The organism is Empedobacter sp. UBA7611, assembly GCF_002484365.1.
Classification (GTDB): domain Bacteria; phylum Bacteroidota; class Bacteroidia; order Flavobacteriales; family Weeksellaceae; genus Empedobacter; species Empedobacter falsenii_B.
On the sequence record NZ_DLJR01000026.1, the window covers coordinates 1 to 15,178 of the forward strand.

Here is a 15,178-nt window from a genome sequence, read left to right on the forward strand (position 1 = left end):
TTAATCAAAATAATAATACAATAATATTAAATAAAAACTATACTTTTAAATGTTCCTAACAAGGGGAAGATTACAATAAGTTCACAAGGCATAGAGAAAGATTAAGATATTAAAACGAAAAAGGTTAGTGAATTCACTAACCTTTTTCGTTTTATATTTTTTTAATTTTTCTTTCGATATAGGTATTAAAATTTTTTCCATCCATTGAAATTTCAAAAGCTGTGTTAACTTCATTATTTTCGAGTAGCGAGTAAATCAATCTAAATATGGGTTGATTGGGTTTTGTTTCACTCAGAAATGTAATCGTTTTTTCGGGATAAGTAATCGAATAATTGATAACATGACCTTCGTTATCAAAATAAATAGCTTTCGATAAATTTTTATTTTCATCTAAATAAACAACCAATAAATCATCATATACTGTCATTTTTTTAGAATCTCGCGAAGGATACCCGGAACGACTTTTTCTAAAAATTACATTTTGATCTATTGATATTCAAAAGAAAAAGTTCCTTTTCCTTCGCCAGGTTTTCCAATACCAATTCTTCCCCAATTTCCAATTAACCAACCCCAGTTATTATTCGTTTGTGCGAATGCACAATTAGTAATATTTAGAAATAAAGTTTGGGTAATTAATCTTTTATAAATAATTTATATATCGTGTGTTATTTGTATTGCATAAAACAAACTTCGATTATTTCATCTTCATAATTACAGTTGCTAATTTCAACCGGAATATTATTAACACCAGATTGAACAGTTTATATAGCTGAATTTTTTGTGTAAATTTTTGAAGAATTCTTAAATTTAAATTAAAAAATACCTTTTTCATTCATCATTCCTCGATTGTTGATAGTAACTATATATTTACAATCACTCAATGTGTTATTTCAATTTGTTACATCTATTATAAAAGAACAAGAATAGTGTTTAATGTCATCATCTTGCCACAAACAAGATTGAAAACTTTTTAATTAAACGAAAAAACTAAATTTTATATACCTCATTAACATTGATTTGAGTTGTAAATAAACCGTAATTTACAAAAACAATTTCTTTTTTTATCTTATCAATTGTTCCAACACTAGACGAACCATGAATTTTGACACGATCACCAACTTTCAACGCATCAATTTTTTTCTGAGTAGCTGCTTTTTCTTTCTTTTCGATTACTTCTTTTTGTTGAGAAATTGTTTCTGAATTTTCTTTTAATTCGCGTTTAACTTCTTTCTCTACAATTTTTTCAATTTTCTTTAATTGCTGAACTTCTTTCGTCTTTTTCGAATTTTCCATTTCAATTAATTTTAAGAAATTCGAAATCATTTGTTTTTTATTCTTAGTTTTTAGATAAGAATCTGCCATGTCCGAAATACGTTCTCCAAGCTTCAAACGTTTTTGCTCGCGATCATATAATTGCTGAAAATCATATAGTTTTTGCTGAATTTTTTCATTCGTTTGCTCTAATTTTTCGTTGTGCTCAAGATTTGTTTCGCGCAACTCTTCAACATGATCTTTTGTTTTCTGAATTTCAAATTTTTCTTGTTGAAGTTTTAAAATAGTTTTATCCAAACTCACTTTTTCACGTTCAACTTTTTTCTTCGCACGATTAATCAAACGAAACGGAATTTTATTTTTCTCAGCAACCTCAAATGTAAATGAACTTCCGGCTTGTCCAATTTCCAAACGATAAAGTGGTTCCAATGTTTTTTTATCAAACAACATACAAGCATTTATCGCTTCTGGCAAACTTTCTGCGCTCAATTTGATATTTGTATAATGCGTAGTAAACACACCGAAAGAATTACGTTCATAAAATTCTTCAAAGAAAACTTCGGCCAAAGCTCCACCCAATTCTGGATCAGAACCTGTCCCAAATTCATCAACTAACAATAATGTTTTATCGTCTGCATTCTTCAAGAAATAGGACATTTGTTTTAGACGATAACTGTATGTTGATAAATGATTTTCAATGGATTGATTATCTCCAATATCTGTGAAAATTTGATTAAAAAATCCAAATTGACTTTGATCTTTTACAGGAACTAAAACACCACTCTGAATCATAATTTGAAGTAAACCAATTGTTTTTAACGTAATTGATTTTCCTCCAGCATTTGGACCAGAAATAATGATAATTCGACAATCTTCGTTAATTTCTAAACTCTGCGGAATCGTTTTTTGAGCTTTTCTTTTATTGTTTAAAAATAAAACAGGATGATAAGCATCGACTAATTTGATAATTCGATTCTCAGAAAGTTGAGGTAAAATTCCATTAATCAAAAAAGCATAATTTGCTTTCGCTTGTGTAAAATCGATGTACTCTAAAAACGTTTGATATTCTTCAAGATTTGGTTTGTATTCTGCAATTTGAGCAGTTAAATCTAACAAAATCTGAATCACCAAATATTTTTCTTCTTCTTTTAATTCTTCCCATTCGCGACGAGGATTTTGTACACTTTCTGGCTCAATAAAAGTAATCGAACCAGTTTTTGAAGTCCCTAAAAATTGCCCTTTCACACGTTTTCTCAAAGCCGATTTAACAGCCAAAACACGACGATTTCCAACAACGGATTCGCGAATGTCATCCAAATAATCGGAATGATAAGACATCGATTTATTGAATAATTCGGTAATTCGTCCATTCAAATGACGCAAACGATCGCGTACAATTTTCAGTTCAGGACTTGCGTCGTCCTTGATTTCTCCAAATTTATTGAATACTTGATCGATTAATTTTATGATATTTTTTTCGTAAGTAATCGTTGAAGCTTTCTCAAACAAAACAGGTGCATATTCGTTGAAAGCTGTCAAATATTTCAAGATTTCTTTCACTTGAAGCGTATTTGCCTTGATTTTGAAGAATTCTTCTGCAGGCAAATAATAATTCTCAATTTCTAATCGGTTTAGATTTTCATCTAAAATATAATATTCTGAAAACGGAAAACGATTTCCCGTCTCGAAACTTGTTAAATATTCGTTTGTCGTTTGTAGATCTTGTACCAAAAGTTGGTGATCCTGATAAGGTTTTAAGTTAAAAATAAGTGCCTCAACCTTTTCTGTATAAGCAAATTCTGCGATTTCTTTTTGAACCGCATTAAATTCTAAATCTTTTAAAGTTTGTTCTGATATTTGCATTAACGCAAAATTACGGATAAAATTTCGACAAATTCAAAATCATGAAATACTTTGAAATCCGTGATTTTTTATGACCGATCAAAGTGAATGACATTAATTTTGACCTTATTAATATATGTCATTTGATCTGTGTTAGTATTTGCTTTGCTACTTCTGAAAACTGATTTTTTAGTTTCATTTGGTTTTAAATCAATAGTTAAAGTTTCGGAATTGATTGTCGGATTTGGATTTTTAAATTCAAAAGTTAATTTAACTTTTACTGAAAAATCCTTGTTTTTATTCTTCACTTCAGTGCTTATGTTGTATGTTCGGTCTGCATTATATATCATATCTGTATTCAAAACTTTTATATTATTTTCAATTTTCCGGCCTAAATCATAAGGATCATCATCAGCAAAATCTATACAAGAATTTAGTATAAAAAAGGGAATTAGGTAAAGAAACTTTTTCATAGAGGTTAAAATTGGTTAATTTTGTTTCTGTATAAATATATGAAAATGGATGTGAAATTAGATGCTTCTTGGAAAGAAGTTTTAAAGAATGAATTTGAAAAAGATTACTTGAAAATGTTGACAGATTTTGTACGAAATGAGTATAAAACAAAAACAATATATCCTCCCGCATCCAAAATATTTTCTGCATTTGATTATACGCCTTTTGATGATGTTAAAGTGGTTTTGATTGGTCAAGATCCTTATCATGGGATTGGACAAGCAAATGGTTTGTCTTTTTCGGTTGCCGATGGAATTAAATTACCTCCAAGTTTGCAAAATATTTATAAAGAGTTGAATGATGATCTAGGAATAGGAATTTCGACTTCAGGAAATTTGGAAACATGGGCCAAACAAGGTGTATTATTATTAAATGCAACATTGACGGTTGAAGCTTCTAAGGCAGGTTCGCACCAGAAAAAAGGTTGGGAAATATTTACAGATGCTGTAATACAGAAGCTTTCTGATCAAAAAGAAAATTTAGTTTTTATACTTTGGGGAGCTTATGCTCAAAAAAAAGGAGCAAAAATTGACCGAAATAAGCATGTTGTTATAGAATCTGCTCATCCTTCTCCATTAGGAGCTTACAGAGGTTTTTGGGGAAGTAAACCTTTTTCGAAAACTAATGATTTTTTGAAAAGTAAGAATCTACAACCTATAAATTGGGAAATCAAAAGTAAATAATTTACATCGCCATAATTTTTTGTAAATAAGAATTAAAAGCTGTAGGGGTGTTTACGTTTATATACGGAACTTTTTCGGTTATTTTTTCTTTTAGAATAGTATAAGTAGCTACAAAAATGGTAACATTTGGAAGATTTTTCGTGATTGATTCGAGATAAATTTCAAGAGAAGTGGAATCATAATTTTTAGAGATATAAATAAAAATATGTGTTATTTGAGTATTTTCAATACATTCTAAAATAGAATTTAAACTCTGATTTTCCCCTAAATAAATTCCTTTTTCGTTATTAATTTTTAAAAGAAGATGAGTATAAATTAATTCTAAATCTTCATTTTCTTTTTCAGGTAAAAATAAAAGCCATTTACGAGAATTTTGATCTGAATATGGAATTGATTTAATCAAATAAAATAGATGTTTTCTAATTAAATTTTTAGAAAAGGAAATAACCGATTCTTGAATCGTATACTTTTCCATAATGATAGACATTTTGCTTAAAAAAGGAAAAACAATATCTATACAACATTTTTCGATTCCAATTTTATTGAAACAAAGTGTAAGAATAGCGTCAAAGAAACGTGTGTCATATGAAAAACAAGAACAGATTAATAACACAATAATTGGTTCGTAACTTTTGTTTTTCTGGATATAATTTTGAATTTCAAATTCGGATAAAAGTTGTATTTCTGAAAGTGATTTTACACTTAAATTTTCTACTGTATATTTTTTGTTTGATTCAATTAAAAAAGAAATAATAATAACTTTTTTTAAGTGATCGTGGTTAAATAATGAATTTTTATCAATCTTATCCTCGTTAAACAATTTGAACTTTTTATCCCATAAAACAATCATTTGTTCATCTAGTCTTGACAGATCTGATAGATCTTTTAGAGAATAAGTATTCATAAGTAGAATTCTAAAATAGTTCTCTTTAAAGTTAATAATATATTGTAAATAAATCAATATAAATTATAGTGATTTATTAATAAAACATTAATATTTTATTGAATATGATAATTTTATCTGCACGAAAAACATTGAAATTTATGTTATCTTAGCAAGAGTCATAAAAAATCAAAATCACAAATAAATGTCACAAATTACTCAAGAAGAAAAGAAAGAAAAGTTTGTACATCCAATACAAGAAGTATACACTCCTAAAAACAAAGTACGTATTGTAACTGCTGCTGCTTTGTTTGATGGGCATGATGCGTCGATTAATATTATGCGTCGCATTATTCAAGCAACGGGTTGCGAGGTAATCCATTTAGGTCACGATAAATCGGTTGAAGATGTTGTAAATACTGCGATACAAGAAGATGCAAATGCAATTGCAATGACATCTTATCAAGGAGGTCACAACGAATATTTCAAATATATGTACGATTTGCTTCAAGAAAAAGGAGCGGGTCATATCCGCATCGTTGGAGGTGGAGGTGGAGTAATTTTACCGTCAGAAATTAAAGAGTTGATGGATTACGGAATTACACGTTTATACTCTCCTGATGATGGTCGCGAATTAGGTTTGCAAGGAATGATTAATGATATGGTGGAGAAAGCAGATTTTCCGACAGGGCCATTAGAATTGCCAGAAGGAAAAGATGTTTATCAATCATTAGAAGATAAAGATATCACGACGATTGCGCGACTAATTTCGTTGGCAGAAAATCGTGAAGAAGATTTTTTGAAGGCATTTGATTTCGATAAAGTAGCTGATAAATCTGCACCGGTTTTAGGAATTACGGGAACAGGAGGAGCAGGAAAATCGTCTATGGTAGATGAATTAGTGCGTCGTTTTTTGATTGATTTTCCAGAAAAATCAATTGCTTTGGTTTCTGTCGATCCATCGAAAAAGAAAACGGGTGGTGCTTTGTTAGGCGATCGTATTCGTATGAATTCTATCAACAATCCTCGTGTTTATATGCGTTCGTTGGCAACTCGTCAATCAAATTTAGCGTTATCGAAATATGTAGAGGAAGCAATTCAAGTGTTGAAAGCAGCGAAATATGATTTGATTATTTTAGAAACTTCTGGAATTGGTCAGTCAGATACCGAAATTTTAGATCATTCTGATGCTTCTTTGTACATTATGACGCCAGAATTTGGTGCTGCAACGCAATTAGAGAAGATTGATATGTTAGATTTTGCTGACATTGTTGCGATTAACAAATTCGATAAACGTGGTGCTTTAGATGCGTTGCGCGATGTAAAAAAACAATATCAACGCAATCATAATTTGTGGGATGTAAATCCTGATGAAATGCCTGTTTTCGGAACAATTGCTTCTCAATTTAACGATCCAGGAACCAATCAATTATACAAATCAATCATTGATAAAGTGGTTGAAAAAACAGGTGCCGATTTGAAATCTTCTTTTCAAATTACAAAAGAAATGTCTGAAAAGATTTTTGTAATTCCACCTTCAAGAACACGTTATTTATCTGAGATTGCAGAGAATAATCGTGGATATGATGTGCGTGCAAATGCGCAGAGAGATGTTGCGCAAAAATTGTATGGTTTCTTTAAAACAATTGAAACACTTTCTGGAAAAACACCAACTATTTCTCAACACGGGATTGATATTTCTGGAACTGATAATGCTGATTTGGTTAAAGTGCTTTTAGCTGAATTTGATAAATTAAAAATGAATTTAGATCCTTTCAACTGGGAAGTTATCACGACTTGGGATGAAAAGGTAAATAAATATAAAAATCCGGTTTATACATTTAAAGTACGTGATAAAGAAATTAAAATTCAGACACATTCTGAGTCTTTATCGCACTTACAAATCCCTAAAATAGCGTTGCCAAAGTACGAAGCTTGGGGCGATATTTTACGTTGGGTTTTACAAGAAAATGTTCCGGGAGAGTTTCCTTTTACTTCAGGATTATATCCTTTCAAACGTGAAGGAGAAGATCCAACGCGTATGTTTGCGGGAGAAGGTGGGCCAGAGCGTACCAATCGTCGTTTCCATTATGTTTCGAAAGGAATGCCTGCAAAGCGTTTGTCTACAGCGTTTGATTCGGTAACATTATACGGAAATGATCCAGGTCATCGTCCTGATATTTATGGAAAAATTGGTAATGCCGGAGTTTCGATTTGTTGTTTAGATGATGCGAAGAAATTATATTCTGGTTTCGATTTATCGCATCCAGCAACTTCAGTTTCGATGACGATTAATGGACCAGCACCTATGTTGTTAGGTTTCTTTATGAATGCTGCAATCGATCAAAATTGTGAAAAATACATCAAAGAAAATGGTTTAGAAACTGAAATTGAAGCAAAAATCAAAGCTATTTACGAAGACAAAGGTTTGGAAAGACCTCGTTATAATGGTGATTTACCAGAAGGAAATGATGGTTTAGGATTGATGCTTTTAGGTGTAACGGGAGATCAGGTTTTACCTGCGGATGTTTATGCTGAAATCAAGAAAAATACATTAGCTCAAGTTCGTGGAACGGTTCAAGCAGATATCTTGAAAGAAGATCAAGCACAAAATACGTGTATTTTCTCAACAGAATTTGCGTTGCGTTTAATGGGCGATGTGCAAGAATATTTCATCAATCAAAATGTACGTAATTTCTATTCGGTTTCTATTTCGGGTTACCATATTGCTGAAGCAGGAGCGAATCCTATTACGCAGTTAGCGTTTACGTTAGCTAACGGATTTACGTATGTTGAGTATTATTTATCTCGCGGAATGGATATCAATGCGTTTGGGCCAAACTTATCGTTTTTCTTCTCCAATGGTATCGATCCAGAATATTCAGTAATTGGTCGTGTGGCGCGTAAAATTTGGGCAAAAGCCTTGAAAAATAAATACGGAGCTAACGAACGTGCACAAATGTTGAAATACCATATTCAAACTTCGGGTCGATCGTTACACGCGCAAGAAATTGATTTCAACGATATTCGTACGACGTTGCAAGCTTTATATGCGATTTACGACAACTGTAACTCGTTACACACTAATGCGTACGATGAAGCAATTACAACGCCAACAGAAGAATCGGTTCGCCGTGCAATGGCTATTCAGTTGATTATCAATAAAGAATTAGGTTTAGCGAAGAACGAAAATCCAATTCAAGGTTCATTTATAATTGAAGAATTAACGGATTTAGTAGAAGAAGCAGTTTTACAAGAATTTGATCGTATTACAGAACGTGGTGGCGTTTTAGGAGCGATGGAAACGATGTATCAACGTTCTAAAATTCAGGAAGAATCATTGTATTACGAAACATTGAAACACAACGGAACGTTCCCAATTATTGGTGTAAATACGTTCTTAAGTTCAAAAGGTTCGCCAACAGTGGTTCCTGCGGAGGTTATTCGTGCAACAGAAGAGGAAAAACAATTTCAAATTAAAACTAAAGAAAACTTGAATAAAATTAATGAACAACAAGCTGAAAGTGCATTAGAAACTGCACAACAAGCGGCTATTAACAATCAAAATATTTTTGAAGTGTTGATGGAAGCAACCAAAGTTTGTTCATTAGGACAAATCACTTCTGCCTTATTCGAAGTAGGCGGACAGTACCGTAGAAATATGTAATTTTTTTATTAATAATACTTTAACAGCCTCATCTTTTGATGGGGTTGTTTTCTTTTAAAAATACTTATAAACTAATATGAAAAAAAATGTAATTGTAGCTTTATTCACCTTGTTAGCAATGCCAAGTTTTGCACAAAAAGTTTTACATACCAATGAAAAAATGCTTGAAATAAAAGTAAATGGTAAAATATCAAGCAAATCTTGGGCTATTAATTCTAAAATTAAGCCAGATGTTTTTATGGCAGAAGTTTCAAATGAAAAGAGTGAAGTGATTTATTCTGATGGAAAGAATAATCTTTCTTTTGATTTAAAAAAAGGTGAAACGATTGATTTTTTAATCATTCAGAATAAGAAAGATACCGCTTATCAACGTATTATTGGAATTGCACCTAACGTAAATTTTACAAAAGATTATATCAATAAATATAAAGGAAAAACTGAAGTTGCGATTCCGGAAGTGAGTGAATTGGTCAATATTTTAATGGCTTTGCATCCCGATGCTGAGAAAGAAATTAATATGTTTGACACCAAAACAGAATATTATAAACAAGTAAAAGAGTACTTTAAGCCTTATTTGAATCATCCTGCGATAGATACGATTAAAAAATATATTACAGATTTACAGTATATTGAGGATTACAAAGGAAATATGTTTTCTAATACAAGTTATCGCTATTATTATGCCTTGAAAATGAATGCTTGTGCATATAATTTTGATAAAAACGGAGAGATTAAAAATAATGGAAACATAGGTCAAATGGCAAAAGGCTGGTATACGTTTGATCCGATGAAAGATGCAAAAGTGTTCCAAGATTTTGCAAAAGTGAGTAATTTTAGAGTATTCTATAAGAACAACCAACCGTATTATACAGAACTTTTGCAAAGGTATAATCAATTAAATCCAATTCAGAAAATGCAAAATTGGTTGGATAAAAAGTTCGGATTTGGTTATGGTTCATACGCAGTATATTTTTCGCCGTTAATTTATGGAGCGCATTCTACATCGCGTTTTGAGGATAACGGATTTACACAAACTATTATGTTCATTGCTCGTGCAGATTTTGATTCAAAATTGACTCCTACGCAAAATGAATTGTTAGAATCACGTGTTGTATTTACTGAAATCGATCATAATTATGTAAATCCTGTTTCTGATAAATATGTGAAACAAATCAATGAAGCATTGTCAAATCGTAAAAAGTGGGCGAAACCTACAATAACTGATATGTATGAATCACCTTACAAGGTTTTTAACGAATACATGACTTTTGCTGTTTATACATTATATGTTCATGATAATTATAGCAAAACAGATTTGGATAAATATTTGCCAGAATTGAATGGAATGATGAGTAATATGAGAGGTTTTGCGAAATTTACAGATTTTAATCAAGTAATGCTTGCAAAGTACAAAGAAAATCCATCAATTAATATGACTGATTTATATGAATATATGCTTGATTGGTGTAAAAAAGAGAATGAAATAGATTAGTTTTTTATACAAATAATAGATTTTTTTAATTTCAAACATGAAAAATTTCCTACTCAAAAAAGATATACAAATTTCTGCAAAACGATATTTTATCGATGCAATGGGCGCAATGGCTTATGGTTTATTTGCGACTTTATTGGTTGGTACAATTTTGAAAACTATTGGTGAAGAGTTAGATATTTCTTTTTTAACTGATATTGTTTGGCCAGTTGCGAATCAAGCGACAGGACCTGCGATAGCATTGGCTATTGCTTATAGTTTACGAGCACCTCAATTGGTGTTATTTTCGTCAGCAGTTATAGGAATTGCAGCATATCAATTAGGTGGACCTTTAGGTGTTTTTATAGCGACAATTGTAGCGGTTGAAGTGGGAAAAATGGTAGCAGGCGAAACACGTATAGATATTGTAATTACACCGATTATTACTGTTTTGGTTGGAGTAATCTTAGCACAAATCATTGGTCCTTCTGTTCAACAAATGATGAAATGGATTGGTGAAATAATTATATTTTCAACCGATTCTAATCCTGTGATAATGGGAGTTGTAATTGCTGTAATTGTCGGTATGGTTTTGACTTTACCAATTTCATCAGCTGCTTTGTGTCTAATGTTAGAATTAGACGGTTCAGCAGCTGGAGCTGCAACAATAGGTTGTTGTGCACAAATGATTGGATTTGCTACAATCAGTTTTAAGGATAATGGTTTGAAAGGTGTTTTAGCACAAGGATTAGGGACAAGTATGTTACAGGTTCCGAACATTTATAAAAATTGGAAAATTTGGATTCCACCAACTTTAGCTTCAGCGATTATAGGTCCAATTGCAATTATTTATTTCAATATGGAAAATACAGCTTTAGAATCGGGGATGGGTTCTTGCGGTTTAGTTGGTCAAATAGGAACTTTCAATGCTATGAAATCGAAATACGATACATCATATATATTAACGTCAATCTTGATTTTGCAAATCATTGCTCCAGCAATTATTTCATATTTAATTTACATTTTTATGAAAAAGAAAAACTGGATAAAAGACGGTGATATGAAGTTGGGTTAAACATTAAAATAATAAAGAATCCCTTTCTTTAATAATACAATTAAGAAAGAGATTCTAACTATTAAAGACATAATAAATGAAAAGATTTTTACTGCTTTTTGATAATTGTATTGTTGTTTCCCTCAATTATTTGAGGTAATTTACCATTTTTAGATAATGCTTTACGATAATATAATGTATTTCCTTCGCCAGCTAATTCAGCAGAAGTTAATCCATTAACAGATATTGTATTATTTGTTCCCATGATTTCAACTTTGGTACAATCTCCTTTCAAATTGATCACATGTCCACTTCCACCAACTTCTACTTTTTGTCCCTTACAATCTAACGTTAGTTTTTTATTATTTCCATCAATTTCTATCTGTGCAAAAGAAAGGTGACTAATAAATAACATCGTAACAGCACATAATAATTTATTCATTTTCATTGTGATTTCTTTTTTGGTTACTTTTTAGAAATCAAGAATCGTGCACTTTCAATTAATAAAATCTAACTTTACAAAAATTTAACAAAATGACTTTAGTTGAGCTAAAACAATTGTTTTTAGATAAATTGCAATTACTATATGATAAAGAAGAAGCTTCTCATATTTTCATGATTTATGTAGAAGATAAGTTGAATCTTGATTTATCTAGCCGAGATGAAATTGAATTAACGACTGAAATTTTATCAGATTTAGAACAATTAAAAAAAGGTCAACCGATACAACATATTACTGGAAAAGCTTTTTTCTATAACGATTTCTTTTTTGTGAATGAACATACATTAATTCCTCGTCCAGAAACGGAAGAATTGGTTGAATTAATTAGAAATGATTATGCTCAAAATCAAGATATTTCTATGATTGATTTAGGAACAGGAACAGGATGTATTCCTATTTCGTTGGCAAAATTATTTCCAAATGCAAAATTTTCTGCATTAGATATTTCTGAAAATGCATTGAAAATAGCACAATCAAATGCTGAAACTTTAAAAGTTAATATAAATTTTTATCAGAATAATTTACTGGAAGACATTCAATTAAACCATAAATTTGATGTGATTATTTCAAATCCTCCTTATATCCGAAATCTTGAAAAAGAAGAAATGCATCAAAATGTTTTAAATTTTGAACCTCATTTGGCGCTTTTTGTTGAAAATGATGATGCTTTAATTTTTTATGAAAGAGTAATAGATTTTGCTAAAAATCATTTGAAAGAGAATGGAAAAATTTATTGCGAAATCAATCAATATTTGGGAGAAGAAACAAAACAATTATTCCAAAAGTTTTATCAAAATGTAATCATTCACAAAGATATTTCTGGAAATGATCGTATGCTAAGTGCTTCTAATCAATAATTATCTATAAGAATCTTGTTTTATTTTCTGAAAAGATTTAATTTTAATTCAATAATCGTTCGCAATTTGGTATTAAAATTGTTAGAATTGATTCTATTATTAAAACAATTAAATAAACAACTATGAAAAAATTATTTGTATTAGTGGCAGTTGCTTCATTATCATTTGCTACTTCTTGTAAACAAGAAACTTCAAAAACAACTGAAACTAATGTAACTGTAGATTCATTAGCTAATGATTCTACGGCTGTTATCAAAGAAACGACAACTACAACAACTACATTATCAGAAACTGATGCAAAAGCGAAAGTAGACGAAGCAAAAAAAGCTTTAGATGAAGCAAAAGCGAAAGGTGATAAAGCTGCAACAGAAGCTGCACAAAAAGCTTATGACGATGCTAATAAAGCGTGGATTGATGCAAAAGCTGCTGTAAATAATGCTGCGCAAGATGTAAAAGATGGAGTGAATAATACTGTAGATAAAGTAGATGCAAAAGCTGATATCAATGCAGCTGCAAAAGATGTGAAAGCAGAAGCGAAAGAAGCTGGAGAAAAAGCAAAAGAAGGATATAACAATACGTTAGATAAATTAAAAGCGAAATAATTTCAAAATAATTATTGCTAACTTAGCCTTGAGAAATCTCAAGGCTATTTTTTATGTTAAATTTTAGAGAAGCAACAAAGACAGATGCGTTATCAATTGCAAGATTGATGATGTTAGCGATGGATAAAATCGTTTATGATTTTATTGGAAAAACAGATTATGAAGAAGGAGTTTTATTCTTGAAAAAATTAATTGAACAAGAAGAAAATCAATATAGTTATCAAAATACAGTTGTTGTAGAATATGATAATCAATTTGCTGGAACAACAACTTTTTATGATGGAGGAAAATTAGAAGAACTTCGAAAACCAGTTCTAGAATTATTGAAAAATGATTATAACCAAATTATTCATCCGCAAGATGAAACACAAGCAGGTGAAATATATATTGACACAATTGCAGTTTCTGAAGATTTTAGAGGAAAAGGAATAGGTTCTAAAATATTGGATTATTTGATTGATGGAATAGGAAATAAGCAAGGCAAAACTTTAGGTTTATTGGTCGATTTTACAAACCCAAATGCAAAGAAATTGTACGAAAGAAAAGGTTTTGAAGTGGTTGGGGAAAAAATGTTGATGAGCGAAAATCATGAACATATGCAGTATAAACCAAAACAATAGATAATAAAAAAAGAGCTTTGAGAAAAGCTCTTTTTTTATTTCATTACTCCTAATTGTATTAAGATTTTTTCTTCGTACGGATCGATTGTAAATTGTTCAAATTTCACAAAATCTTTTCCATTTTTTAAGTAACCTAATTGATAATTTTGACGAATAACAGCTTGATTCTCGAAACTTTCTAAAATTGGTAATTCAGAAATTGGACCTAAAATTTGTTCGTTTTTGGTTGAAATTAAACCAAAATGCATCAAATAATTCTCTTTTGATAAGAAATATGGAAAATAAGCTAATATATCTGGACGCTCAATTTTTAGTGAAGTAGCTTCTCCAAAAGTGGCAAAATTTTGATCGACTGGCGTTAAATATTCGTATTGATAATCTATAATTAACTGATTGTTTTTATCAATCATTCCCCATTTTCCATCTTTTTCAACTCCAGCTAAACCAGCTCTAAAATCTGTACAACCATCATATTCGAATGGGATCACAACTTGATTTAATAAATCAATAAAACCCCATTTTCCATCTTTTTTTACAGCACAAATATTTTCAATAAAATCACTTGTTAAATCATATTCGAACGGAATCAAAATCTGGTTAGATTTTGTGATAATACCCCACTTATTCTCCTTTTGCGCGCTATAGGCATTAACAGTTGTGAGCACAAGTTTTTGATATTGAAAAGGAATAATTACATTTCCTTCTTTATCTATTAAACCAAATTGATTATCAATAGATATTGGTGCCAAATTGTTGCGATCGAAAACAGTTAATTCTTCAAATGTCGTTGTTTCCTTGTGAACAAAATCGTCAAATTGGTCGGTATCTTTTGGTGATATTTTAGTCATAATTCTATAATTCGACGCAAAATTAATTAATCAAAAATTAATAGTTTATATATAAATTTTAAAATATCCGATTTTAAACACTTTTTGTAAATTTAATTCTTATTTTTGTGAGAAAGCTTAAAGTATAACCTATGAATATTTTTACTAAACTATTTTTAACCACAACTGTTATGGCGAGTAGTTTTGTTGCTGCTCAACAAGATAGTATAAACATTACTAATTTACCAACTACAATTAATAAAGATTATTCTTTTGAAGGAATATGGAAAATTTCTAACGACGGAAATACATCTAACTATAAAATTTCTGGAGGAAAATTGACAAATTATTCCAACAAAAAAAGTGGATATCCCCCTGAATTTTC

14 protein-coding genes are annotated in these 15,178 nt (G+C 30.5%); 8 read left to right on the plus strand and 6 right to left on the minus strand.

All coding sequences use genetic code 11. The features are described 5' to 3' along the window. Positions 1-151 precede the first annotated feature (151 nt). From B3R94_RS03810 to B3R94_RS03820, 3 genes are all read right to left on the minus strand, one after another. Entirely contained in the window at positions 152-427 is a 276-nt protein-coding gene (locus B3R94_RS03810; RefSeq protein WP_291061361.1) for a hypothetical protein, read from the minus strand. A gap of 560 nt (positions 428-987) precedes the next feature. Then, positions 988-3,135 carry an endonuclease MutS2 gene (locus B3R94_RS03815; protein WP_291098803.1) on the minus strand — a complete coding sequence of 716 codons (2,148 nt, stop codon included), beginning with the start codon at positions 3,133-3,135 and terminating at the stop codon, positions 988-990. A 68-nt stretch (positions 3,136-3,203) separates the two neighbouring features. After that, positions 3,204-3,587 carry a DUF5004 domain-containing protein gene (locus B3R94_RS03820; protein ID WP_115000084.1) on the minus strand — a complete coding sequence of 128 codons (384 nt, stop codon included), beginning with the start codon at positions 3,585-3,587 and terminating at the stop codon, positions 3,204-3,206. Between the two features lie 45 nt (positions 3,588-3,632). On the opposite strand from B3R94_RS03820, the gene B3R94_RS03825 reads away from it, so the two are divergent. Next, positions 3,633-4,310, plus strand: a complete 678-nt coding sequence (locus tag B3R94_RS03825) for a uracil-DNA glycosylase (protein WP_291098806.1) — start codon at positions 3,633-3,635, stop codon at positions 4,308-4,310. A 1-nt stretch (position 4,311) separates the two neighbouring features. Here the strand turns inward: B3R94_RS03825 and B3R94_RS03830 are convergent, their stop codons facing one another. Next, positions 4,312-5,214 (minus strand): hypothetical protein, encoded by a 903-nt coding sequence (locus B3R94_RS03830; RefSeq protein WP_280049674.1) that lies wholly within the window; start codon positions 5,212-5,214, stop codon positions 4,312-4,314. 184 nt (positions 5,215-5,398) lie between these two features. Here B3R94_RS03830 and B3R94_RS03835 point away from each other — a divergent pair, with 184 nt between their 5' ends. From B3R94_RS03835 to B3R94_RS03845, 3 genes are all read left to right on the plus strand, one after another. Beyond that, a complete protein-coding gene (locus B3R94_RS03835; protein ID WP_291098808.1) occupies positions 5,399-8,860 on the plus strand; it encodes a methylmalonyl-CoA mutase family protein in 3,462 nt (1,153 codons plus the stop codon). 76 nt (positions 8,861-8,936) lie between these two features. Then, positions 8,937-10,352 (plus strand): DUF4932 domain-containing protein, encoded by a 1,416-nt coding sequence (locus B3R94_RS03840; RefSeq protein WP_125350330.1) that lies wholly within the window; start codon positions 8,937-8,939, stop codon positions 10,350-10,352. A gap of 37 nt (positions 10,353-10,389) precedes the next feature. Next, complete coding sequence (locus B3R94_RS03845) at positions 10,390-11,406, plus strand: PTS transporter subunit IIC (protein WP_291098811.1); 1,017 nt, start codon at positions 10,390-10,392, stop codon at positions 11,404-11,406. Between the two features lie 88 nt (positions 11,407-11,494). On the opposite strand, the gene B3R94_RS03850 is transcribed toward B3R94_RS03845, so the two are convergent. Continuing rightward, positions 11,495-11,827, minus strand: a complete 333-nt coding sequence (locus B3R94_RS03850) for a DUF3060 domain-containing protein (RefSeq protein ID WP_160279610.1) — start codon at positions 11,825-11,827, stop codon at positions 11,495-11,497. A gap of 92 nt (positions 11,828-11,919) precedes the next feature. On the opposite strand from B3R94_RS03850, the gene prmC reads away from it, so the two are divergent. The 3 genes from prmC (at position 11,920) to B3R94_RS03865 (ending at position 13,966) form a co-directional block, all read left to right on the plus strand. Continuing rightward, a complete protein-coding gene (gene prmC, locus B3R94_RS03855; RefSeq protein ID WP_291098814.1) occupies positions 11,920-12,744 on the plus strand; it encodes a peptide chain release factor N(5)-glutamine methyltransferase in 825 nt (274 codons plus the stop codon). Positions 12,745-12,866: 122 nt separating this feature from the next. Continuing rightward, positions 12,867-13,346: a hypothetical protein gene (locus B3R94_RS03860; protein ID WP_280038042.1), complete on the plus strand. Its 480-nt coding sequence runs from the start codon at positions 12,867-12,869 to the stop codon at positions 13,344-13,346. A gap of 53 nt (positions 13,347-13,399) precedes the next feature. Further along, positions 13,400-13,966, plus strand: coding sequence for a GNAT family N-acetyltransferase (locus tag B3R94_RS03865; RefSeq protein WP_280049688.1), 567 nt, complete (start codon positions 13,400-13,402; stop codon positions 13,964-13,966). Between the two features lie 35 nt (positions 13,967-14,001). On the opposite strand, the gene B3R94_RS03870 is transcribed toward B3R94_RS03865, so the two are convergent. Continuing rightward, positions 14,002-14,814, minus strand: a complete 813-nt coding sequence (locus B3R94_RS03870; protein ID WP_280049689.1) for a WG repeat-containing protein — start codon at positions 14,812-14,814, stop codon at positions 14,002-14,004. A 131-nt stretch (positions 14,815-14,945) separates the two neighbouring features. On the opposite strand from B3R94_RS03870, the gene B3R94_RS03875 reads away from it, so the two are divergent. Next, positions 14,946-15,178, plus strand: a 233-nt coding sequence (locus B3R94_RS03875; RefSeq protein ID WP_291098819.1) for a hypothetical protein, incomplete at its 3' end; no start/stop codon positions are given.

Coding starts and splice junctions, on each gene's coding strand:
- B3R94_RS03860 (WP_280038042.1), top strand. CDS start 12,867: ATGAAAAAATTATTTGTATTAGTGGCAGTTGCTTCATTATCATTTGCT.
- B3R94_RS03815 (WP_291098803.1), bottom strand. CDS start 3,135: ATGCAAATATCAGAACAAACTTTAAAAGATTTAGAATTTAATGCGGTT.
- B3R94_RS03845 (WP_291098811.1), top strand. CDS start 10,390: ATGAAAAATTTCCTACTCAAAAAAGATATACAAATTTCTGCAAAACGA.
- B3R94_RS03835 (WP_291098808.1), top strand. CDS start 5,399: ATGTCACAAATTACTCAAGAAGAAAAGAAAGAAAAGTTTGTACATCCA.
- B3R94_RS03820 (WP_115000084.1), bottom strand. CDS start 3,587: ATGAAAAAGTTTCTTTACCTAATTCCCTTTTTTATACTAAATTCTTGT.
- B3R94_RS03850 (WP_160279610.1), bottom strand. CDS start 11,827: ATGAATAAATTATTATGTGCTGTTACGATGTTATTTATTAGTCACCTT.
- prmC (WP_291098814.1), top strand. CDS start 11,920: ATGACTTTAGTTGAGCTAAAACAATTGTTTTTAGATAAATTGCAATTA.
- B3R94_RS03840 (WP_125350330.1), top strand. CDS start 8,937: ATGAAAAAAAATGTAATTGTAGCTTTATTCACCTTGTTAGCAATGCCA.
- B3R94_RS03865 (WP_280049688.1), top strand. CDS start 13,400: ATGTTAAATTTTAGAGAAGCAACAAAGACAGATGCGTTATCAATTGCA.
- B3R94_RS03830 (WP_280049674.1), bottom strand. CDS start 5,214: ATGAATACTTATTCTCTAAAAGATCTATCAGATCTGTCAAGACTAGAT.
- B3R94_RS03810 (WP_291061361.1), bottom strand. CDS start 427: ATGACAGTATATGATGATTTATTGGTTGTTTATTTAGATGAAAATAAA.
- B3R94_RS03870 (WP_280049689.1), bottom strand. CDS start 14,814: ATGACTAAAATATCACCAAAAGATACCGACCAATTTGACGATTTTGTT.
- B3R94_RS03825 (WP_291098806.1), top strand. CDS start 3,633: ATGGATGTGAAATTAGATGCTTCTTGGAAAGAAGTTTTAAAGAATGAA.